Raw genomic sequence first — 21,504 nt, 5'->3', positions numbered from 1 at the left:
AAATACGAAATTTCGGGCATTGAAAACGGATGAATTTTATCGCTTCTCGCAAAACACCTGCATCACCCAGCACTGGCGTATAGCCTCGCGAAGTCTCAACACGCAGAAAAGGAAGTGGCGTGGCAGGATCATGGGCGGAGCTGCCGACGGGACGCGTCGTGCGCGTTCACGGCGCGGACACCGACGCCATCGCCCTTTCGATCGACCCGCTTCCCGACGACGCGCCGGCGATTGTCACCTACCACGCGGGTGACACGCGATCCGCGGGGGAAACGGTCTCCTCGGTACTGCGTGAGCTGGAAAAAGCCGCCGTCGGCCTTTTCCCCGCCTGGCTGCCCGGCGCCGAGGGCATCGGCGGCCCCGGTGGCGCGGGCGGGCGTGCCGTACGCGTGCTCGCCCTACAGGCCGCGTCCGCGACCGAGCACTTCGGCCCCTTCCTCGCCGACCTCGCCGAGCGGGCGCTTCACGAGGTCGAACCTCCCACGCCACAAGGGGCGTCCCGGGAGGCACTCCGAGCGTCGCGGGAGGCGGCGACTCGGGAGGCACTCCGAGGGGCGTCGCGGGCCGCTCGGGAAGCGCTACGAGGGGCCTCTCGCGAGGCGAGAGCGCGGCGCCCCTCCAGATTCACGGCCGAGATGCGAGCCGCCGGCCTCGGGCGAGTGATCGCCGCCAGCTTCGGCCGGTCCCGCGCGGCCGTCCTCGTACACGTGCCCGCAGACCTCTCTCTCTCGGCGGAGGAGGCGCTCGTCGCGGGATGCGAATGGCTCGCCCACCACGGTGACCTGGGAGTCTGGCTGATCGGCGCCCCCCTGGCCACCGTGGACCGGATCGCCGTGACGCCCCTGCGACTGCCGGCCGAGGTGACGGACCTCCTCCGCGGCCTACCGGAACCGGCGGAGCCCCAGCCCGAGGCCCGTACGGCGCACACGGTCACCTACCCGGCGTTGGCGGGAAGGCCGCACCCGGCGAGCGTCGCCGAGCGGACGCTGGAGACCGCGCTCGCCACGTGCGACTGGGCGACGGGACGCGCGTGGAACCAGACCCACCGGCCGCACCCGCTCGTCAACCCCATCCGGGTGGACCTGCTCTGGCGGGACGAGCGGTGCGTGATCGAGATCGACGGCCCCGAGCACCACTCCCCGCGCGCATACGCGGCGGACAGGCAACGGGACGTACGACTCCAACTCGACGGCTACGCCGTGCTGCGCTTCACCAACGCGCAGGTCATCACCGATACGAAAACCGTGCTTCACCAGATAAGGCGATTTCTCCGGGACCGTCGCCCCGGAGCGTTGGAAGGATTAGAACATGCCCGATAAAGCACTTTCACTGCCGGAAATCGCCGCACTGCTGGTGTTGATGATCGAGGCGAGAGAGATCTCCAATCCGGAGCTCAAGGAGCTTCACGGCCTGACGTTCACCAAACAAGCGCGCGAGAAGTTGAACGACCTGAAGCTCGTGGAGAGCCGGAAGGGAAAGCGCGGCGCATTCTTCCACACGCTGACCGACGCCGGATGGGCCTGCCTGAACACCGAACTCCGCGCCGGGATCGTCGTCCCGAAGGGCTCAAGCTTGGAGAGGGCCGCGCTCCGCGCCGCCCTGCACATCCTGCAGGGCTTCATGAAGCTGACCGACCACAATCTCGCCGACGTCGTCGGGGGAAACTCGGCGGCTCCGGACGTCGAGCAACGCATTCGTGCCGCATACCGCGAACTGGCCGCCAAGCCGGACGCCTGGGTGAGCCTCACGAAGCTCCGCCCGCTCTTGGGCGAGGTACCGAGGGCGACGGTCGACGAGACCCTCATCCAGATGAACCGTATGAAGGACGTCAACATCGCCCCTGATGACGACCAGAAGATGCTTTCCAAAGAGGACAGGGACGCGGCGGTGACCATCGGCGAGCAGGAGAAGCACCTCCTCTGGATCGAGGCGTGATGAGGGACGAGGAGCGCAAGGCTCTGACGGAGCTCAAGCTCAGGCTGAACTCGGTGCTGACCATCGACGACGTGTGGAACACCTCGCCGTTCCACGTGAAGGGCCTGCACCGCCACACCGGCCAGCTCCTGCTCGACGGGCTGGGCGAGGCCGGGGAGAGCCGGGGCCCGAGCCCGATCGGCGTGGTCGTCCAGGGCCAGCGGGGCACGGGTAAGACGCACCTGCTGGGCTGGGCGCGCGCCCGGGTCCTGAAGGAGGGCGGATACTTCTTCCTGGTGAGCCTGCTGGACGCCAGGAGCTTCTGGGAGAGCGTCGTGGTGTCGATGCTCGACAGCCTCTCCCGCAAGGTCAGGGAGGATGACGGGGCGAGCCAGCTCGGTGTCTTTCTGGAGCGCCTGTCGGAACTGGTCGAGGTCCCCCGGATGGTGCGGCGCGCGGTGACCGGGAACACGACGCTGACGAGGGAGGCCCTCGACGCCTTCGTCGAGGCGCTGCACCGCTTCGACGGACAGCTGTGCCGGGACACCCAGAACACCGTACGGGCGCTCGTCCTGCTCGCCTCCGGCGGCCTCGCCACACAGGACATCGGAACCTCCTACCTCTCCTCCATTCCCGAGGAAGAGCCGGGCGAGCGCGCCCCGTGGGGCATCCGGCGGGGTGAGAAGACACCGCAGGAGATCGTGCGGGACATCTCGCGGCTCATGGCGCTCACCGGCCCCACCGTGATCGCGGTCGACCAGATCGACATGCTCATCGCGCAGTCATCGCTCATCGACGTCAACGACTCGGAACAGGACTGGCGCCAAGCCCTCGTCATCGAGCAGGTGGCGGGTGGTCTGATGGCACTGCGGGAGGTCACTCGCAGGACACTCACGGTCGTCTCCTGCCTCCCGAAGACCTGGATCCTCATCGAGAGGCTCGCGACCGGCACCGTTCAGGATCGGTTCAGGAAGACGGTCCAGCTCATGACCATTCCCAACGCCAAGGTGGGCTGCGAGCTGGTCGAGCGGCGGTTCGCCCCGCCGTTCCGAGGGGTCGACTTCACGCTGCCCTATCCGACGTGGCCGGTGCGGCCGTCCGCGTTCGAGGACGCACCCGACTTCACCCCACGGCAGTTGCTGAAGGTCGTCGACCGGCACCTCCACTCCTGCCTGGTCGACGGCGAGATCAGGGAGCTGGAGAGCCTCAACTCCCGCCCCGCCCCGGATCCGACCTCCCTCCCCGACCCCCCTGTCTCCCCTCAGGAGTTCGCGGCACTGGACGCCCGCTTCGCCGTACTGCGGGACAGGGCGGACATGACCTCGGCGACCAGTCCCTCGACCGAGGACATGACGATGCCCGCGCTGCTCTCGGCCGGACTCAGCGCCTGGATCGCCGAACAGGGCGACGCGGGACGCCTGTTCAGCCAGGACCCCCCGCCGAGTTCGAAGCCTCCCCTGCACGCGCGTCTGCGGCGCAGCCTGGACGAGACCACCGAGGACGAGGCGCACTGGTGCTTCCGTGCGATCGCCACCAAGCACGCCAACGCCGCGCTGGTCCGCCTGCGCAACGCCTCGGTGGCGGCGGGCTTGGACGCCGGGGTTCCGAAGCGGAAACTGTTCGTACTGCGGAACGCGGAGTGGGCGAAGGGGCCGCGCACCCGGGAGGTTCTCGCGGAGTTCGAGCGGGCGGGCGGCAGGGTGCTCCGCGTGGACGACGAGGACCTCAGGATCCTCACGGCGCTCCGTGACCTGTTCGTCGAGGACCCCGCGAACCTGCAGGCCTGGCTCGTCTCACGGAAGCCCAGCGGTGACGTCAAGCTGTTCAGCGAGGCGCTGGGTGACGGGTGGACCGTTCCCGGCGAGCCTTCGGGCCCCGAGCCGCCCTCTCCCGTCGCCTCCGACGAGCCGTCCGGCCGGGCCACTCTCGAAGATGCCGAGGTGGCGGGGCACGCCACCGTACTCGCCGAGCCCGGAAACACCGCCGCCGGAGGGCACCCCGGCCGGGTCGCTTCCTCGCCGCTTTCCTCCCCCGCGGCGAGACCCGCTGTGAGGCCCGACGCGGAATCCGACGCGAGCCCTCACACGAGACCCGCGAACCACACGGCCCCTCGTACGGGAACCGGCACGGAATCCAACGCGAGCCCTCGTACGAGACCCGACGCGAACCGCGCGCCTTCCGTCACCCTCGGCAGGGCGACGGCCGACGGCGCCCCCCTTGAGCTCGACCTGGAATCGCTCAGGAAACACACCGCGATCTTCGCCGGGTCCGGGTCGGGGAAGACCGTGCTCATTCGCGGCCTGATCGAGAGGTGCGCGCTTCAGGGCGTGTCGGCCATCGTGCTCGATCCCAACAACGACCTGGCACGTCTGGGAGACCCCTGGCCGTACCCGCCGACACACTGGGACGCCGATGCCCCCGCGAAGGCCGAGAGGTATCTCGCCGACACCGATGTCGTGATCTGGACGCCGCGTCGCAGCGCGGGACGTCCCCTCAGCTTCCAGCCCCTGCCCGACTTCGCGAGCGTCGTCGACAATCCCGACGAGTTCACCGAGGCCGTGGAGGTGGCCGTCGCGTCCATCGTGCCGCGAGTCAAACTGGACGCGAGAACGACCAAGGCCCAGCTCGGGCAGGCGGTGCTCAGGGAGACGCTCAGACACTACGGAAGGCAGGGGGCGAGCAGCCTCAGAGGGCTCATCGCGATGCTGTCGGCACTGCCGGACGGGGTGAGCGAGCTCGACAACGCGGAGAGGATCGCGGCCGAGCTGGCCCAGAACCTGACCGCGGCCATGGTGAACGACCCGATGTTCGGCGGTGAGGGTACGCCGGTGGATGCCGGGCTCCTGCTCACCCCTCCCCCGGGAAAGAGGGCACGCGTCTCGGTGATCAGCCTTGTCGGGCTGCAGTCGGACCACCAGCGGCAGAGCTTCGTGAACCAACTGCAGATGGCCCTGTTCGCCTGGATCAAGAAGAACCCGGCCGGTGACCGGCCGCTGGGCGGGCTGTTCGTGATGGACGAGGCCCAGACGTTCGCGCCGTCAGGCGTGATGACGCCCTGCACGCACAGCACGCTCGCGCTCGCCTCCCAGGCCCGCAAGTACGGGCTCGGTCTCGTGTTCGCGACCCAGGCACCCAAGGGACTGCACAACCGGATTCCCGGTAACGCCGCGACCCAGTTCTTCGGCCTGCTGAACAGCCCGATCCAGATCTCCGCCGCGAGGGAGATGGCCCAGGCCAAGGGGAGCGACGTCACCGACATCTCGCGGCTGCGGACGGGTCAGTTCTACGCGGCCTCCGAGGGCGCGGCGTTCGTGAAGGTGCAGGTCCCCATGTGCCTGAGCCACCATCCGAAAGATCCGCTCAGCACCGAGGAGGTCATCGCGAGGGCGGGGAGGCCGGTGGCGGACTTCCGCTGACCTCGCCGATCGAGCGCAGGACGGCGTCGGGGACGACGAGGTCGGCGCGGAAGCGGGTGGTGGCGATGAGGTCGGCGTTGCGCTGGTCGGTGCCCAGCGCCCAGGCCGCGGCGGCCTCGGGATCCTTGCCGAAGCGCTCGTGCCGGGCGACGAGGCGGCGTACGCGCTCGTCCGGGTCGAGGTCGCAGTACCAGACCTCGTGGAGCCACGATCGCACGCGTGCCCAGTCGCCCCGGTCCAGCAGCAGGTAGTTCCCCTCGGTGACGACGAGCCTGGCGGCCCGAGGGACCGGGATGCTTCCCGCGATCGGCTGCTCCAGGTCACGCTCGAACGCGGGCACGTAGACCATGTCGTCCTCGTCCTCGCGCAGGCGGCGGAGGAGCGCGGCGTATCCGGCGGCGTCGAAGGTGTCGGGCGCGCCCTTGCGCTCGCGGCGCCCGAGCCGGTCGAGCTCGACGTCGGCGAGGTGGAAGCCGTCCATCGGCACGTACGCCACCCACTCCCGCTCCGGCAGTCCCTCCGGAGGCACCGAGCGCAGCAGGCCGACCAGGTGCTCGGCGAGGGTGGTCTTGCCCGCCCCCGGGCTCCCGGTGACGCCGAGCAGCGCCCGCCGCCCCTCCCGTACGAGGGAGCGCGCCCTGTCCACCAGGTCGTCGAGGGAGCTCATCGGGTCAGGCCCACACGGAGCGGGTCGTCCTCGGCCGAAACCGTCGAAGTGCTCGTCACGTGAACGAACGTAGCCGAGCCGCCCGCCGGCATCCAGCGCGGCCCGTACGTCCCGACGGCGCTGCAACAATTCCGGTCCCTGCGCCGTCTAGGCCGTAACGACGCAGAAAGGACGACAGTTGGACGACGAACCCGGCTTTGACGACTTCGTGGTCGAACGAGGCGAGGCGCTGCTCCGCTACGCGTATGTCCTGACCGGCAACCCCCACGACGCCGCCGACCTCACGCAGGAGGCGCTGACCCGATTACGCGCCGCCTGGCCGAGGGTGCGGCACAAGACCGACGCGCTCAGCTACGCCCGGACGACGATGGCGCGGCTGCACATCAGCATCTGGCGTCGACGCAGGCGCGAGCACCTCACCGGGGAGCCGCCCGAGCAGACCTGGAAGGCGGTCTTCCCGTCCGACGAGGATCAGGGGCTCTGGCGAGAGTTGGCCGCGCTGCCCCGCAGACAGCGCGCCGTGCTGGTGCTCCGCTACTACGAGCAGCTGACCGACGCCGAGATCGCCGAGGTGCTCCGCATCTCCCAGGGGACCGTGCGCAGCCAGGTCTCCCGGGGCCTGGACAAGCTGCGATCCGCCATCTCCACCTCACCGAAGGCCTACGGGGGCACGCGATGACCGAGATCGAAGACAAGTTGAGCCGCGTCCTGTCCGTAGCGGCGGAGCAGGTGCCCGAGCAGGCGCGGATCAGACTGTCCGCGGCGGTCGGGGAACGCCGTCGGCCTCGGCGAGCACCCGCCGCACTGCTCGCGGCGGCGGCCGTGATCGTGGTGGTCGGTGGGGCGGGTACGGCGGTGCGAACCCTGGGCACCTCGGCCGCACCCCAGCCCGCGGTGAACGCCACAGGCACGCAGAAATCCACGCCACCGCCGGCCCCGGTGCCGAAGGAGAAGCTGCCACCGCCCATCGAGCGGGTATGGCCGCAGGCCCTGCACAAGATCCCGGCCAGGCTGCCCGACGGCCGCGTCTACTATCCGCAGTTGCTTCTCGACGATCGGACGCTGCTTGTCAGGTCGGGAGCGAGCGGCGGGAAGAAGCAGTTCCTGTGGAGCTATGACCTGGAGAGCGGAAGGCCTCGACGGATCGCCGAGATCCCAACCCGGAATTCGATGACCTTCGTCGACGACGTCACAGCGAGTGGCGGGAACATCGCCTGGTGGACATGGTACAAGGAGCCGGGCAGGCAGCGGGTCGCCCAAATTTGGACGGTGCCCGTCGGCGGCGGCACCCCTCGGAAGGTGACCGATCTCCCGCCGAAGAAGGTCCGGGCGATGGAGGTTGTGGGCCGGGACGTGGTCTTCTCCAACGAGAGCGGAGTGTACCGGGTGCCACTGCGCGGCGGCGAGCCGCGGGCGGTGCCGAGGACCGCGGGACAGCACCTCCTGCGGTGGCCCTGGGTGGGCCGCGACATCCCTCGGGATACCGCCACGTGGAACGACTCGGCCATGCTGACGCGATTCGGCGAGCTGTTCAATGTCGAGACGGGGGAGCGGCGGGGCGCCGTGGTCAAGCCCCACGAGAACTTCGTCAGCTGCGGCATCAACCGGTGTTACGGCCAGAGCCTGCCTGTGGGGTCCGAACCACGCAAATTCGTTCGCGACCGCGATGGTTCCCGGGAGCGGACGTTGCCCTTTGATGTCCAGATAGACGATCCCGGTTTGGAGCGGTTCTACAAGAGGATGCCCATTGACGGCGGTGTTTTCCTCTACGACCTGGCCACCGGCACCTCCGCCGACCTGGGCGTACGACGGAACAAGCAGAAAACGACGACCGTCCCCGACGGCGGCTTCGACCGGCTGATGGCCTATCGGGTCGGCGAGGAGATGTACGTCGTGGACCTGGCGGCCATCAGGTAGCGGAGGGGCCGGGGCTTATGCCCGCCCCGGCGCCTTCGGGGAACACTCCTCACCGCGAGAACAGCCGGCCTCTCCCCCTGAAGCAACCCGGGGAAGACCGGCCGGTCCGAGGTGTACGGATCATCGTCTGGGCCGAAGACGGAGGCGTGGTCAGAGCGGCGGCGCGGAGGCGGCGCGGAGGGCGGAGAGGACGAGTTCGCTCGCCTCGCGGCCGGCCTTCAGCATCTCCTCCGCCGAGGCACCGTTGCTCATGCTGACGATGGCGGCAAGCTTGCCCCCGCCGATCACCGCGCCGACGACCGCCGACGCCTCGACGAGGCTCAGTTCCTCCGGGCATGCCCGGTGCAGGGCCTCGGCGAGCTCCCGCTGGCTCTCGAAGAGAAGCAGCAGGCCGCGTGCCCGCAGCGAGGGGACGGTCATGACGAGGTGGTTGATCGGGCCTATCTCGCCCTGGAGCCGCTCGTCGAGGGTGATCGCGGAGAAGCCGGAGTCGACGGCGCGGGTGAGGAGGTCGATCGCCCGGTCTCCAGGACGGGGCTCCGCGACCACCCGCAGCACGCGCTCGACTCCGTCGCGCGAGTTGCAGAAGATCACGTCCTCCTTGCTCGCGAAGTAGCTGAAGAAGGTGCGCGTCGAGACGTCGGCGGCCGCGGCGATCTCCGAGACGGTGGTCTGCTCGTAGCCCTTGTCCATGAAGAGCTCCAGCGCGGCGGCGATGAGCGCGTGCCGGGTGCGCAGTTTCTTGCGTTCGCGCAAACCCAGAACCTCACACATGCGGGCAGTTTAGTACATCAGACCATACTTTGCACCTGTTGAAATTTTGCACTTGATGTAGTTTTCTGGATGGGACGAAGCACGTCACCGCAAAGGAGCGTGAGATGGCACAGTCCCAACCGGAAGCCCAGGCCCACCAGGAAGCCGTCACCTTCCCCTTCGGACGTCCCAGCCCCTTCGAACCGCCCGAGCGCCTGACCTCGTTACGCGAGGAGGGGCCCATCACCCCGATGGTCTACCCGGACGGCGCGACGGGCTGGCTCGTGACCGGCTACTCCGCCGTACGGTCGATCCTGGCCGACCCCCGCTTCAGCTCCCGGCGCGAGCTGCTGCACGTCCCCGTGCCCTTCCCGCTGATGCAGGAGATGCGCCGGCCGGCCGACCCCGGCATGTTCATCCGGATGGACCCACCCGACCACACCCGCTACCGCAAGCCGCTCACCGCGCAGTTCACGGTGCGGCGGATGAAGCAGCTGGAGCCGAGGATCCGCGAGATCACCGAGGAGCGGCTCGACGCGATGGAGAAGGCCGGGCCTCCCCAGGACCTGGTGAAGGAGTTCGCGCTGCCCATCCCCTCCCTGGTGATCTGCGAGCTGCTCGGCGTCCCGTACGCCGACCGCGACGAGTTCCAGCGGTCCACCGCGGTGCTGCTGAACCTGGAGTCCTCCGTCGAGGACATCCGCGCGACGATCGTAGGCTTCAGCGCGTTCTTCGCCCGGCTCATCGAGGCCAAGCGGGCCGACCCCACCGACGACCTGCTCAGCGGGCTGATCGCGGGCGGCGAGCTGACCGACGAGGAGCTGGGCAACGTCGGGTTCCTGCTGCTCGTCGCCGGACACGAGACGACGGCGAACATGCTCGGCCTGGGCACGTTCGCCCTGCTCCAGCACCCCGACCAGCTCGCCGCGCTGCGCGCCGACCCCTCGCTGATCGACAACACGGTCGAGGAGCTGCTGCGCTATCTCGGGATCATCCACGTCGGCCCGCTCCGCGCGGCCCTGGAGGACGTCGAGATCGAGGGGCGGCTCATCAAGGCGGGAGACCCGGTGACCCTCTCACTCGTGGCCGCCAACCGCGACCCCGCGCGCTTCTCCGACCCCGAGCACCTGGACATCACCAACTCCGCGACCGGGCACCTCACGTTCGGCCACGGGCTGCACCAGTGTCTCGGCCAGCAGCTCGCCCGCGTGGAGATGCGCACCGCGTTCCCGATGCTGTTCGACCGCTTCCCCGGGCTGCGCCTCGCCGTACCCGCGGAGGAGGTCCCCATGCGCGAGAAGATGTCCATCTACGGTGTACGGGAGCTGCCGGTCAGATGGTAGGAGACGGAATGAAGGTCACCACGGACGTGGCGCGGTGTATCGGAGCGGGCATGTGCGTGCTCACCGCGCCCGAGGTCTTCGACCAGAGTGAGGACGAGGGCACCGTCGTGCTTCTCGACGAGACGCCCGCGCCCGAGCTGCACGCGGCCGTCCGCCGGGCCGTGCAGCTGTGCCCCTCGGGCGCGATCTCGGTGAGCGATCCGGAGGGCTGAGGCTAAGCGGACCGGTCGGCCCTGAACGGGAGGGCTGAGGTTCCCCCGGGCCGGTCGGTCCTGAAGTAGTGGCCCTTCTCCAGGTCCTCGATCAGGCCCGGCTGGGTCGGCTGCCATCCCAGCAGTTCGCGGGTGACTTCGCCGGAGGCGGGGTTGTCGGTGGCGAGGAACCACGACAGCCAGCCGAAGTGCCCGGCCGCGTCGTCGACGGAGACGGAGCGGGTCGGCAGGTCGAGGTGGCGGCCGATGACCTCTGCGATCGAGCGGAGCGGCACGCCCTGTTCGGCGACCGCGTGCAGGACCGATCCGGGCGGCGCGCCCTCCAGGGCGAGCCGGAACAGGTGCGCGGCGTCGACGCGGTGCGTGGCCGGCCAGTGCTGGAAGCCGTCGCCGATGTAGCCGGAGAAACCCTTGTCACGGGCGATGCCGACCAGGGCAGCCACGAACCCGTAGTCGCCCTCGCCGTGCACGGTCGGCGGAAGTCGTACGACGGACGAGCGGATGTTCCGGTCGGCGAGGGCGAGGGTGAGGTGTGCGGTGCCCATCCGGGTCCGCGGGCCGCTGGCCAGGTCCGCGGGCAACGCCTCGGAGGTGAGTCCGTCCTCTTCCGTGCTCATACGGCCCGGGGTGAGCCCGACCACCCCGGAGGCGAGCAGGAACGGCCTGGCGGAACCGGCGAGCGCCTCCCCGAACGTCTCTACGACGCGGCGGTCCGCGTCGGCGGCGGTCTGGAAGTCTCCCGCGAAGGCGATCTCGTGCTTGAACGCGAGGTGGACCACCCCGTCCGAGGCGGCGGCCGCGTCGCGCAGGACGTCGAGGTCGTCGAGCGTGCCGCGGACCACCTCGGCCCCGGCCCTGGTGAGGGCTGCGGCCGAGGCGTCCGAACGGCCGAGCCCCACGACCTGGTGACCCGCGTCGATGAGTTCGGGGACGAGTGCGGAGCCGATCCATCCGGATGCTCCGGTGACGAAAACGCGCATGAGTCATGCCTCCCGCTCGGGTCGGTCGCCCTCGCGCGGAGAAGGCGCGTTGGACGACCGAGTAATGTCAGTCACTGCCATCACACCGTAGCAACCGATGTCAGTCGCTGTCATCACATGGTGGCAAACAATGTCAGCGACTGTCATCACGCGGCGCCGACCGATGTCAGCCACTGCCATCGGGTACACTGCCCGACATGGGGAGATGGGAGCCGAACGCACGATCTCGGCTCGAACAGGCGGCGCTGGATCTCTACCTTGAGCGCGGCTTCGAACGGACCTCGGTCGCGGAGATCGCCCAGCGGGCGGGGCTGACCGAGCGGACGTTCTTCCGCCACTACGCGGACAAGCGCGAAGTGCTGTTCTCGTGTCCGAGCCTGCTGCAGCAGCTTTTCACGGACGCGGCCACCCAGGCCCCCGAGTCCGCCACCCCGATAGAAGCCGTGGCGGCGGCCATCGAAGCCACCGCGGCCGTGCTACAGGAACGTCGGGAGTACACCCTCCGCCGCCAGACCGTCATCGCCGCCAGCGCCGAGCTGCAGGAACGCGAGCTGATCAAACTCGCCTCACTGTCGACCACACTCGCCGACGCGCTGCGGCAACGCGGAGTCGAGGACGCCTGCGCGAACCTCGCCGCGGAGGCGGGCATCGCCGTCTTCAAGATCGCGACTCGCCTCTGGGTCGAGCAGTCCGGCCAGGGAGATCTCTCCCAGTTCATCAGGGAGTCGTTCGAAGGACTCAGAGCGGTGACCGCGGGCACCTGACCCGCGAGACCCGACCGGCTCGGATTCCCGGCGCTCGACGTTCCCCTTGGTCAGGTGCCCGCGTTCTCCCGCTCAGGTGCCGACGTAGGCCGCGAGGTGTTCGCCGGTGAGGGTGGAGCGGGTGGCGACGAGGTCGGCGGGGGTGCCCTCGAAGACGATCCGGCCGCCGTCGTGACCGGCACCCGGACCGAGGTCGATGATCCAGTCGGCGTGCGCCATCACCGCCTGGTGGTGCTCGATGACGATGACCGACTTGCCGGAGTCGACGAGCCGGTCCAGCAGGCCGAGCAGCTGCTCGACGTCGGCGAGGTGCAGGCCGGTGGTCGGCTCGTCGAGGACGTAGACGCCGCCCTTCTCCGCCATGTGGGTGGCGAGCTTGAGCCGCTGCCGCTCGCCGCCGGACAGCGTGGTGAGCGGCTGGCCGAGGCTGAGGTAGCCGAGCCCGACGTCGGCGAGCCTACCGAGGATCGCGTGCGCGGCCGGGGTGCGCGCCTCGCCCGCGCCGAAGAACTCCTCGGCCTCGATCACCGACATCGCGAGCACCTCGCTGATGTCGCGACCGCCGAAGCGGTATTCCAGCACCGACGCCTGGAACCGCTTCCCCTCGCACTCCTCGCAGACGGTGGCGACACCCGCCATCATCGCCAGGTCGGTGTAGATGACGCCCGCGCCGTTGCAGCCGGGGCAGGCGCCCTCGGAGTTCGCACTGAACAGCGCCGGCTTCACGCCGTTCGCCTTCGCGAACGCCTTGCGGATCGGTTCGAGCAGTCCGGTGTACGTCGCCGGGTTGCTGCGCCGCGAGCCCTTGATCGCGCTCTGGTCGACCGAGACCACCCCCGCGCGGGCGGGGATCGACCCGTGGATGAGCGAGCTCTTGCCGGACCCCGCGACGCCGGTGACGACGACGAGCACCCCGAGCGGGATGTCCACGTCGACGTTCTGCAGGTTGTGACGGTCGGCGCCGCGGATCTCCAGCGTGCCCTTGGGCGTCCGCACCGTCTCCTTGAGCGTGGATCGGTCGTCGAAGTGGCGGCCGGTGATGGTGCCGCCGGTCCGCAGCCCCTCGACGGTGCCCTCGAAGCAGACGGTGCCTCCCTCCGTACCGGCTCCGGGGCCGAGGTCGACGACGTGGTCGGCGATCACGATCGTCTCCGGCTTGTGCTCCACGACGAGGACCGTGTTGCCCTTGTCCCGAAGCCGCAGCAGCAGGTTGTTCATCCGCTGGATGTCGTGGGGGTGCAGGCCGATGGTGGGCTCGTCGAAGACGTAGGTGACGTCGGTGAGCGAGGAGCCGAGGTGACGGATCATCTTGACGCGCTGGGCCTCACCGCCCGACAGCGTGCCCGCGGGCCGGTCGAGCGAGAGGTAGCCCAGCCCGATCTCCACGAACGAGTCGAGGGTGTGCGCCAGCGTGCCGAGCAGCGGAGCCACCGAGGGCTCGTCCAGGCCGCGCACCCATCCGGCCAGGTCGCTGATCTGCATCGCGCACGCGTCGGCGATGCTGACCCCGCCGATGCGTGAGGACCTCGCCGCCTCGCTGAGCCGGGTGCCGTCGCACTCGGGGCAGGTGGTGAAGGTGACCGCCCGGTCCACGAACGCCCGGACGTGCGGCTGCATCCCCTCCCGGTCCTTGGACAGGAACGACTTCTGGATCTTCGGGATCAGTCCCTCGTAGGTGAGGTTGACGCCGTCGACCTTCACCTTGACCGGCTCCCCGTAGAGGAAGTCGTGGAGTTCCTTCTTGGTGTAGTCGCGGATCGGCTTGTCCGGGTCGACGAACCCCGACTCGGCGTAGACCCGTACGGTCCAGAAGCTGTCCGACTTCCAGCCGGGGATGGTGAACGCGCCCTCGGCGAGCGACTTGGAGTCGTCGTAGAGCTGGGTGAGGTCGATGTCGGAGACCGCGCCCCGGCCCTCGCAGCGCACGCACATGCCGCCGATACGGGTGAAGGTCGCCTTCTCGGTCTTACGGGCACCGCGCTCGACCGTGATCGCACCGCTCGCCCGGACCGTGGCGATGTTGAAGGAGAACGCCTGGGGCGAGCCGATGTGCGGCTGCCCGAGCCGGCTGAAGAGGATGCGCAGCATCGCGTTCGCGTCGGTGGCGGTGCCGACCGTGGAGCGGGGGTCGGCGCCCATCCGCTGCTGGTCCACGATGATCGCGGTCGTCAGCCCTTCGAGGACGTCGACCTCGGGCCGCGCCTGCGTCGGCATGAAGCCCTGCACGAAGGCGCTGTAGGTCTCGTTGATCATCCGCTGCGACTCGGCGGCGATCGTACCGAAGACCAGAGAGCTCTTGCCCGAGCCGGAGACACCGGTGAACACCGTGAGCCGTCGCTTCGGGATCTCGACGCTCACGTCCTTGAGGTTGTTCACCCGCGCGCCGAGCACGCGGATCAGATCGTGGCTGTCGGCGGCGTGCGGCTCGGACGACCTCTCGGTCATACTCATCGGCTCTCCAACTGTCTGCGGGGGCGGCTGTGCGAGTTCTTGGCTGCGCCCCCCGGGGGGGATCAGCGCAGCTCCTGGATGCGGATCAGGTTGCCCGCGGGGTCGCGGACGGCGCAGTCTCGAACGCCGTACGGCTGCTCGGTCGGCTCCTGACTGATCTCGGCGCCGCCTGCACGCAACCGTTCGAAAATACTATCGAGATCGTCGGTGGAGAGAACAATACCGGCGTAGGTGCCCTTCGCCATCATCTCGACGATGGTGCGACGCTCGTCGTCGGTGATGCCGGGGTCGGCGACCGGCGGTTGCAGGACGATGGAGGTGCCCGGCTGTCCGGGGGGACCGACCGTGATCCAGCGCATCCCGGCGTATCCGGCGTCGTTGCGGACCTCGAAGCCGAGGGTGTCGCGGTAGAAGGCCAGGGAGGCGTCCGGGTCGTCGTGCGGGAGGAAACTCGCGTGAATGGTGATGCCCATGGCCTTCACGCTAGGTGCGGCTCGGGGGTGTGCGCTTCTCCGATCCTGACCGGTCGGGTCACCTGTCCGGCCAGGCAGGACGGTATCCCCGCCGTCGCCCGGCCGAATCCGCACGGAGATTTCGGCATCCCTCCCGGGGAGAGCGCAAAAATCTCATGCCCGCTCCGACTACTCATCGAAAGGACACACCTCAACGATCATCGGAGAACGAGATGAACCTTCCGCGTATCGGCGTCAGCCTGCCGCACTTCGGACCGTACGCGGGCCCGGACGCCGTCGTCGCCGTGGCACGGGCGACCGAGCGGCTCGGGTTCCACGCCGTGTCCGTCAGCGAACGGCTGCTCATGCCCGCCGCACCGGACTGGACCAACGACGCCGGTCTGCCCGAGTCCCATGTCTGGGACTCACTGGAGATCCTGACCTGGGCCGCCGCCCACACGGAGCGGATCCGGGTGAGCACCGGAATCGTCAACTCGATCTTCCAGTCGCCCGTCATCCTCGCCCGCAGGCTGGCCACCCTCGACCGGCTGTCCGGTGGCCGCCTGGACGCCGGTATCGGCCAGGGGGGCGGCACGATGGAACCGCCGTACTACATTCCCGAGGAGTTCGTCGCGGCGGGAGTGCCGGCCTCGCGCAGGGGCGCCGGGTTCGTCGAGCACATCGCCGCGATGCGGGCCTGCTGGGGGCCGGATCCCGTCGCGCATCACGGCCGGTACTACCGCATCCCGTCGTCCCTGGTCGGGCCGAAACCGTTCGGGGACACCATCCCGCTGTTCATCGGCGCGCTGGCCCGGCACACCATCGAACGGGCGGCGCGCGTCGGTGACGGCTTCATCGTCGTGGCCCTGGACTGGGAGGAGACCCGGACCAAGATCCAGTGGTACCGGGACGCGGGCGGCACCGGCACGGTCGTGGTGAACACGATCCAGGCCTACCCCGACACCCCGATCACCCCCGCCACGTTCACGGACGCCACGCTGAACGACCTCGAACGCGCCGCGAAAGCCGATGCGGACGAGATGCACCTCACCCTCAACCTCAAGCCCGTCTCCCCGGACGATCAGATCGAACTGCTGGAGGCCCTCGCCGGCAAGCTCGGCCTGCCCGCCTGACGAGGTGCCGGTGAACGCTTCGTCCCGCGTCCGCCGGACCGTCTCCTGGGGGTGCCCTCGCCGGGGCAGGGCACCACTCTTGGAAGGCGGCGCCCCCATGTCGGGCCGGTCGCCGGATCTCCTCCAGAGCGCTGCTCTTGCCGGGAACGACCGGCAGTGGTGCCCTCGCCACCCCTGACAAGGGCACCGCCACGGCGACCGGGATCATGACTCCCGGTCGCCCCCGGCCCCGCGAGCGATCCCAGAAGGTTCGCACCACCGCTCACGCTCGCGGGAGTCATCGGCGCGACGATCGCGAGACCGCCGCCGCGCCCGTTCGGGAGACGTACCGGAGCCCTCCACCACGGGCCGGACGGCCAGAGCCATCACGATCCCGTACATCTGGGCTTCGAGATCGTCGGCGGTGGCCCCCTGGAGGATCACCGGGCCGGGCACCGGCCAGGCCGCGATCGCGTAGAACAGCCGCGAGTGCGCGCCGTAGAAGACCGTCCAGTCCTTCCACTCACGATCCAGCCGCTCCGCCTCACCACGGGCACGGTGATCCCACGTACGCCGGGGAACAAGGGCGGGGGCCATACCGTCGCGGCCGTCACGGTGCCGCCCTCCGGTGGACGCGGGCCTGCGCCGGATCACGAGACCGCCTGCCCGCTCACCTGCCGAGCGGCACTCTCCTGCCGCTCGACCTCCTCCCGCAACTCGTCGAGAGTGTCGGCGTCGACCGTACGCGCCGCCCCGGCATCGAACTCCGCATCGGTGAACGGAACGACACGAGACGCCCACAACCGCCCCTTGTCACTGAGAATGACCCGCCAACCGGAAATCACCGGCTCAGGAGTCGTTGACTTACCATCGTCCATGGATCGGACCTCCATCCGATCAAGGACCCGCCCGGACGTCGCGAGCGCCGGGCGGGTCCGGCTTGTATGGGCAGGAGGGGTCTGACATGCGCCGCCGCACGGCGGCCTGGGTGGAACGTTCTTCGGGCGAGAACGCCGGGTGACCGGATGTCCTCTACCGGCCGGGCATCGGGTGTCTCCACGCCGAGGCGGCATGGCTGCGGGACCTGCCCCCCGAGACCGATGCACTCGCCGGGGAAGCGGTGTGCGCGCGGTGGGTGCGACCGCGCCGGTCTCGGACCGGCCGGGGCCACGCTGCACGGGCACCAGAGGAATCACCTCGACGGGGGCCTCGTCGGCTGCCGACTTGGAGACCGGCATAGGAAGACCGAGGCGACGGGCCTCCAGGCGCACCGCCATCAGCTCACCGGACGGCTGCGCGTATTCGTGATCGGCGGGTTGACCGGGACAACCGTGCGCGTACGGCGCGTGCCCGCAGACGGCACACCCCATCGGCAACGGTGCGACCTCGGCGAAACAGCCGCATCCACTCGGCGTGGCCCGGTCAAGAACCAGAGCGCTGGAAACGTTCACTGGCCGAGAGAACCTTCCTGGTCATGAGGGACAACAGCGGGCATGAGCACTCAAAGGCGACGCTGTATACTGGTTAATCGAGTTCGTATACGAACTTGCCCGACCGTGTACGCTCCTGTCAAGCCAAACTGAAATTCAGGAGGTAGACGTGACCGAAAGGCCACATGCCTATCTCCGTATTGCCGATCACCTGCGAGAACTGATCGTGTCGGGAGTGCTCGCCCCGGGAGCGAAACTGCCGACGCAACGGCTCCTTGCCGAGGAGCACGGGGTTTCCGACATCCTCATCAGGCGGGCGCTGGAGATCCTTCGCAACGAGGGCTTGGTCGAATCGCGCCAGGGCTCCGGAACGTACGTCCGGGAGCGTCTGCCCGTACGTCGCATCTGCATGGACCGCTACCTGATCGATGCGGGGCCGCAGGACAGTCCGCAGACGAGTTTCACACATGATGTCGGGATCACCTGGTCGCAGTACCGTCTCGACAAGGCTTACCGGATGATTCGAGCCGACGAGCGCCTGGCCGGCCTGTTCGGAGTCTCGACCGGAATCCGGGTCCTTGAACGCCGGTTCGTCTTCTACGCCTCGGGCAACCCGAGCCAGATGGCGCGCTCGTACCTGTTGGCCGCTGACGTGGAGGGCACGCCGGTCGCCAACCCGAGCAATGAGCCGTGGCCGGGCGGCAACATCGGTCAGCTGCGGACTCTCGGGATCGAGGTCGACAAGATCACCGAAGAGACCGCGACGCGTATGCCGACACCGGAAGAGACCGAGCTGCTCAGGATCGCGGCTGGAGTGCCGGTCTTCTCGATCACTCGGCTGATGTACTCAAAGAAGCGTGTCGTGGAGGTCGCGGATCCGATCGTCATCCCCGGCGACCGGGCCGTGCGGGTGGATCACATCGTGCTGTGAGAGGCAGCCCGCTTAGGGGTCCCAACAGGAAGGTAAGGCATCGCCAGCAGCCAATCGCGAGGGTCATGAAGACCTCGTGAATATCATCGCGCGCCTCCCTCTCAACGGATACGTAGTCGGCGAAACCAGCGCAGCGGGCGATCGTCTGCTCGCCCTCCATCGGTCCAGCCCAGTCAACTGGTCCGTTAGTTACGGAAGCACCTCGGCGCTATTCGCCTTCAAGACTCCGTAAAAATTTATACATCCCCGAAGATGGATTGTCATGTGGAAAAGATGTGCCATTTTGCACATGCCGTGCATCGAGGCGCTTGGCGTGCTCGGCCGCCTTCTTTCTTAGAGGCATATAGACTTCGGGGTTGATCCTCTTTCCTGATCGGCCGTCCAGCGAACGGGATCGACTGTCTGCGGAATTCGTGTCCATAAATGCACTGCAGTTGCTGTAGTGCAAGATCAGCCACAGCTCGAAACACGGGTTTGATATCGCAAGGTTTATCCCGTTCGACCTCGCTAGATCTATTGCCTGCGGCAGGTTCGGGTGATTTTTTGGCCACTCCACATCAAAAAGGCACCAACATTCATCGATTTCAGGATCGCTCTTGTACGCCATGGCCTTCTTGACCAAGGTGAGAGGCACGCCCTGTTCGGGATGGATCTCTATGCTCAGCGCTGTGTTTTCGGCTATGTGCGGAAGCCTCTTCAGGCCGTTTATGTAATCGGGTTCAGAGTTCTGCCCTTCACAAAAAACCATTATCGTGCGGAGCTCGGGCCGCTTTTCAGCGGTCCTCCTCAGTGACTTCCCGCCCCTTTGGCGCCTACTCGAAATCATCAGCCGATTAATCCAAGAGCGCGCAACAGGGCAGTCTGGTCCACTTGAGGTAGAGCGCCGAACCTGCCGTGGAGATAAGCATTCTCAAGGTTCTGCGATTTGCGCACACGCTCTCCGGAAAAATCGGCCAATGCGCCGAGGCGGGTGGAGCCGTCGGCTTGCTTTTCGGTCAGCCAGACTTCGTCTCGATTGAGGTGATTCAGAAGACTGGTGTCGTGAGACGTAAAGATCAATTGAGCACCGCGTGGATTGGTCACCGGACTACGGAAGATCCTTAGCAATTCCGCTGACAAGGTTGGGTGCAGGCTCGCGTCCAGCTCGTCGAACAGGACGACCGAACCCTGCCGTAGGGCAGTCAGAACTGGGCCGATCAGAGCGAACCACGTTCTCGTGCCCTCTGACTCGACATCTAAATCAAACGGGACGCTCTCCTCTGAGGTCTTATGTAGAAGTCGCACCCTGCGTTGAGTACGCACCTCCGAGTCGGAATAGATGACCTCTCGGCGATCGATGACCACGTCTTCGATGCCAAGGTCGGCCAGACGCAACAGCGCCAATGCTTGTTGGCGAACTCCAATAAATCTCCCGCCAAGTTCGTTGTCATCGAAAAGGGTCAGTTGGTTGCCCTCCTCTTCGAACCAGCGAATTGTTGAGCGATGGCTTGAGTTTCGATACGCTCCCGCCGGGAGGCGCGACTTGCTACGCCTGGGCATGTGACCAAGGTTCTGTATGCCTAGAAGCTCTCGCGTGAATTCCGACACCAGCGGTTCATCAAAACGTCGCGCGATCGAAAGTGCCAGAGTCCTGTGCGTGATAAGTTCGCGAGTGCCGGATAGGCCGCCAAGCCCTCTTTGCAGCTTCAGCTCCAACTCTTCTCGCTCAAATATTCTCCTGCGCTTTTTCTCTGGATAGTGAAACAAGCCTTCATAGATCACATGTTCGCGGTCCAACTCAAGTACATACTCAAAACGAACGCCATCGATTATGACTTCGACGCTGAACTCACTCGCAAGTGTACGACCATCACCAAAGGCGAATGGCTCAACCGGTATTTCGTCCTCCCAAAAACGAAAAGAAAAACTGACCGCATCGCACAACCAGGAGAGCGCTGCTACGACGTTTGACTTTCCAGAGGCATTTGGTCCATATATCGCCGCAATTGGTAGAAGGCTCTCTCCGAGCAGCGGTACGGGGCGCGCTTCTTCGCGATCTCGATCGATTGCGACCATCGAAAGATCGACTGGCCCTCGGATGGAGCGATGGTTCGTGGCTCCGAATCTGATCAACACGATCTCACCATACATGCACTCCAACTGCTGACACAGGGCCTACGCCGTAAGTTTAAGACGAAATCAGTCCTCTGTCTGCAGCACTCCTGCATGCACGTGCCTGCGTTGATACGCCCCGCGATGATCGCCACGCCGAGATCGAGGTCGGCACACGACTGGAGGCCATCGTTGCCGCACTGCTTTCAGCCCTCGGGGTTCACATGAAATCGAATAACAAGAACAGCCGAATGCGGCCAAACCGCCCTGAACGATCAAAAGCGCCAGACCGTATCTGCCGCTTAGAACTCCCGACAGAATGCGGCCGACAGTTGAGGCTGCACCCCTCCACCAAACCTAAGTCGGACAAACAGCGACTAAGTTCCTCAGCTGACACGAGTAGGGCAAGAGACATTCAGGTGGGCCGTGGCATCGAGGAGCCTTCCTCGTCACCGGCCTCGGGCGGTTACAGCCAGTCGTGTTCGCGGGCGTATCTGGCCGCTTCGTGGCGGGTGCGGGTCTGGGTCTTCTGCATCGCGTTCGAGAGGTAGTTGCGGACCGTGCCCTCGGCCAGGTGGAGCCGGGTGGCGATGTCGGCGGCCGAGTAGCCTTCGCTGGTCGCGCGCAGGACGTCGATCTCGCGGTCGGTGAGCGGGCAGTCGTCGATCACGGCGAGGGCGGAGACGTCCGGGTCGATCCATCGTCTGCCCTCGTGCAGGGTTTTGATGACCGAGACGATGTGTGCCGGTTCGGCGGACTTGCTGACGAAGCCCTGGACGCCGAGCCTGAGCGCCCTGCGCAGCACGCCGGGTCTGGCGTGGCGGGTGAGCATGAGGATCACCTGGTCGGGCCGGGTACGGCGGATCTCCGCGACGGCGCCGAGCCCGTCCACGCCGGGCATCTCCAGGTCGATGACGAGCACGTCGGGCCGGTGTCGCAGGGTGGCCTGGACGGCCGTCCCGCCGTCCTCCGCTTCGGCGAGTACGGTGATGTCGCCTTCGAGGGGGAGCAAAGCGGCCAGCGCCTTGCGGAGGAGGGCCTCGTCGTCGGCGAGCACCACGGTGGTCATGT

The 21,504-nt window shown here is 67.4% G+C and carries 20 protein-coding genes and 1 pseudogene; 11 read left to right on the top strand and 10 right to left on the bottom strand.

The genetic code is table 11. From position 1 onward, the window contains the following. The first annotated feature begins 119 nt into the window (after nucleotides 1-119). The 3 genes from ACIBH4_RS31865 to ACIBH4_RS31855 are packed head-to-tail and all read left to right on the top strand — an operon-like array spanning nucleotide 120 to nucleotide 5,330. Nucleotides 120-1,319: a DUF559 domain-containing protein gene (locus ACIBH4_RS31865; protein ID WP_362764602.1), complete on the top strand. Its 1,200-nt coding sequence runs from the start codon at nucleotides 120-122 to the stop codon at nucleotides 1,317-1,319. Further along, complete coding sequence (locus tag ACIBH4_RS31860; protein ID WP_362510516.1) at nucleotides 1,309-1,935, top strand: hypothetical protein; 627 nt, start codon at nucleotides 1,309-1,311, stop codon at nucleotides 1,933-1,935. Before ACIBH4_RS31865 ends, ACIBH4_RS31860 begins: the two co-directional genes overlap by 11 nt. Then, nucleotides 1,935-5,330 (top strand): helicase HerA domain-containing protein, encoded by a 3,396-nt coding sequence (locus ACIBH4_RS31855; RefSeq protein WP_362510513.1) that lies wholly within the window; start codon nucleotides 1,935-1,937, stop codon nucleotides 5,328-5,330. Before ACIBH4_RS31860 ends, ACIBH4_RS31855 begins: the two co-directional genes overlap by 1 nt. Here ACIBH4_RS31855 and ACIBH4_RS31850 read toward each other — a convergent pair. Continuing rightward, a complete protein-coding gene (locus tag ACIBH4_RS31850; protein WP_362764605.1) occupies nucleotides 5,290-5,997 on the bottom strand; it encodes a nucleoside/nucleotide kinase family protein in 708 nt (235 codons plus the stop codon). The two genes, ACIBH4_RS31855 and ACIBH4_RS31850, sit on opposite strands and share 41 nt — an antisense overlap. Nucleotides 5,998-6,175: 178 nt before the next feature. On the opposite strand from ACIBH4_RS31850, the gene ACIBH4_RS31845 reads away from it, so the two are divergent. Both ACIBH4_RS31845 and ACIBH4_RS31840 read left to right on the top strand, forming a co-directional pair. Next, nucleotides 6,176-6,676, top strand: coding sequence for a SigE family RNA polymerase sigma factor (locus tag ACIBH4_RS31845; RefSeq protein ID WP_362510507.1), 501 nt, complete (start codon nucleotides 6,176-6,178; stop codon nucleotides 6,674-6,676). After that, a complete protein-coding gene (locus tag ACIBH4_RS31840) occupies nucleotides 6,673-7,914 on the top strand; it encodes a hypothetical protein (RefSeq protein WP_362764608.1) in 1,242 nt (413 codons plus the stop codon). Before ACIBH4_RS31845 ends, ACIBH4_RS31840 begins: the two co-directional genes overlap by 4 nt. A 150-nt stretch (nucleotides 7,915-8,064) precedes the next feature. On the opposite strand, the gene ACIBH4_RS31835 is transcribed toward ACIBH4_RS31840, so the two are convergent. Beyond that, nucleotides 8,065-8,688, bottom strand: a complete 624-nt coding sequence (locus tag ACIBH4_RS31835) for a helix-turn-helix domain-containing protein (protein ID WP_362510502.1) — start codon at nucleotides 8,686-8,688, stop codon at nucleotides 8,065-8,067. Between the two features lie 104 nt (nucleotides 8,689-8,792). Between ACIBH4_RS31835 and ACIBH4_RS31830 the strand changes: the two genes are divergently transcribed. After that, nucleotides 8,793-10,010 carry a cytochrome P450 gene (locus tag ACIBH4_RS31830; protein ID WP_362510499.1) on the top strand — a complete coding sequence of 406 codons (1,218 nt, stop codon included), beginning with the start codon at nucleotides 8,793-8,795 and terminating at the stop codon, nucleotides 10,008-10,010. Nucleotides 10,011-10,018: 8 nt separating this feature from the next. Beyond that, nucleotides 10,019-10,222: a ferredoxin gene (locus ACIBH4_RS31825; RefSeq protein ID WP_362510496.1), complete on the top strand. Its 204-nt coding sequence runs from the start codon at nucleotides 10,019-10,021 to the stop codon at nucleotides 10,220-10,222. Nucleotides 10,223-10,224: 2 nt separating this feature from the next. On the opposite strand, the gene ACIBH4_RS31820 is transcribed toward ACIBH4_RS31825, so the two are convergent. Next, entirely contained in the window at nucleotides 10,225-11,202 is a 978-nt protein-coding gene (locus ACIBH4_RS31820; protein ID WP_362764611.1) for an SDR family oxidoreductase, read from the bottom strand. A 197-nt stretch (nucleotides 11,203-11,399) separates the two neighbouring features. Between ACIBH4_RS31820 and ACIBH4_RS31815 the strand changes: the two genes are divergently transcribed. Then, nucleotides 11,400-11,966 carry a TetR family transcriptional regulator gene (locus tag ACIBH4_RS31815; protein WP_362764614.1) on the top strand — a complete coding sequence of 189 codons (567 nt, stop codon included), beginning with the start codon at nucleotides 11,400-11,402 and terminating at the stop codon, nucleotides 11,964-11,966. Nucleotides 11,967-12,038: 72 nt separating this feature from the next. Here the strand turns inward: ACIBH4_RS31815 and ACIBH4_RS31810 are convergent, their stop codons facing one another. Both ACIBH4_RS31810 and ACIBH4_RS31805 read right to left on the bottom strand, forming a co-directional pair. Then, nucleotides 12,039-14,417, bottom strand: a complete 2,379-nt coding sequence (locus tag ACIBH4_RS31810; protein WP_362510487.1) for an excinuclease ABC subunit UvrA — start codon at nucleotides 14,415-14,417, stop codon at nucleotides 12,039-12,041. A 62-nt stretch (nucleotides 14,418-14,479) separates the two neighbouring features. Continuing rightward, entirely contained in the window at nucleotides 14,480-14,890 is a 411-nt protein-coding gene (locus ACIBH4_RS31805; protein ID WP_362510484.1) for a VOC family protein, read from the bottom strand. 212 nt (nucleotides 14,891-15,102) lie between these two features. Here ACIBH4_RS31805 and ACIBH4_RS31800 point away from each other — a divergent pair, with 212 nt between their 5' ends. Beyond that, nucleotides 15,103-16,002 (top strand): TIGR03619 family F420-dependent LLM class oxidoreductase, encoded by a 900-nt coding sequence (locus ACIBH4_RS31800; protein ID WP_362764617.1) that lies wholly within the window; start codon nucleotides 15,103-15,105, stop codon nucleotides 16,000-16,002. Nucleotides 16,003-16,206: 204 nt separating this feature from the next. Here the strand turns inward: ACIBH4_RS31800 and ACIBH4_RS31795 are convergent, their stop codons facing one another. Next, the gene (locus ACIBH4_RS31795) at nucleotides 16,207-16,635 is read right to left on the bottom strand and encodes a hypothetical protein (protein ID WP_362764619.1); all 429 of its coding nucleotides are present in this window, start codon (nucleotides 16,633-16,635) and stop codon (nucleotides 16,207-16,209) included. Further along, complete coding sequence (locus tag ACIBH4_RS31790; protein WP_362764622.1) at nucleotides 16,632-16,859, bottom strand: hypothetical protein; 228 nt, start codon at nucleotides 16,857-16,859, stop codon at nucleotides 16,632-16,634. The genes ACIBH4_RS31795 and ACIBH4_RS31790 overlap by 4 nt, the downstream gene beginning before the upstream one ends. Before the next feature lie 721 nt (nucleotides 16,860-17,580). Between ACIBH4_RS31790 and ACIBH4_RS31785 the strand changes: the two are divergent. Both ACIBH4_RS31785 and ACIBH4_RS31780 read left to right on the top strand, forming a co-directional pair. Continuing rightward, nucleotides 17,581-17,778 (top strand): annotated as a pseudogene (locus tag ACIBH4_RS31785) (winged helix-turn-helix domain-containing protein); the annotation flags it as partial. A gap of 42 nt (nucleotides 17,779-17,820) precedes the next feature. Then, nucleotides 17,821-18,342, top strand: coding sequence for a UTRA domain-containing protein (locus ACIBH4_RS31780; RefSeq protein WP_362764737.1), 522 nt, complete (start codon nucleotides 17,821-17,823; stop codon nucleotides 18,340-18,342). 208 nt (nucleotides 18,343-18,550) lie between these two features. On the opposite strand, the gene ACIBH4_RS31775 is transcribed toward ACIBH4_RS31780, so the two are convergent. From ACIBH4_RS31775 to ACIBH4_RS31765, 3 genes are all read right to left on the bottom strand, one after another. After that, on the bottom strand, nucleotides 18,551-19,168 hold the full coding sequence (locus ACIBH4_RS31775; protein WP_362510472.1) for an RloB family protein: 618 nt from the start codon (nucleotides 19,166-19,168) through the stop codon (nucleotides 18,551-18,553). Next, nucleotides 19,168-20,472 carry an ATP-binding protein gene (locus ACIBH4_RS31770; RefSeq protein ID WP_362764625.1) on the bottom strand — a complete coding sequence of 435 codons (1,305 nt, stop codon included), beginning with the start codon at nucleotides 20,470-20,472 and terminating at the stop codon, nucleotides 19,168-19,170. The genes ACIBH4_RS31775 and ACIBH4_RS31770 overlap by 1 nt, the downstream gene beginning before the upstream one ends. A gap of 427 nt (nucleotides 20,473-20,899) precedes the next feature. Continuing rightward, nucleotides 20,900-21,502, bottom strand: coding sequence for a response regulator transcription factor (locus tag ACIBH4_RS31765; protein WP_362764627.1), 603 nt, complete (start codon nucleotides 21,500-21,502; stop codon nucleotides 20,900-20,902). Nucleotides 21,503-21,504: the final 2 nt, after the last annotated feature.

This window comes from Streptosporangium sp. NPDC050284 (assembly GCF_044459525.1).
In the GTDB taxonomy this organism is placed as follows: Bacteria; Actinomycetota; Actinomycetes; order Streptosporangiales; family Streptosporangiaceae; genus Streptosporangium.
The sequence above is the reverse complement of the archived record's forward strand: the minus strand, read 5'-3'. Positions and strand labels throughout refer to the sequence as shown.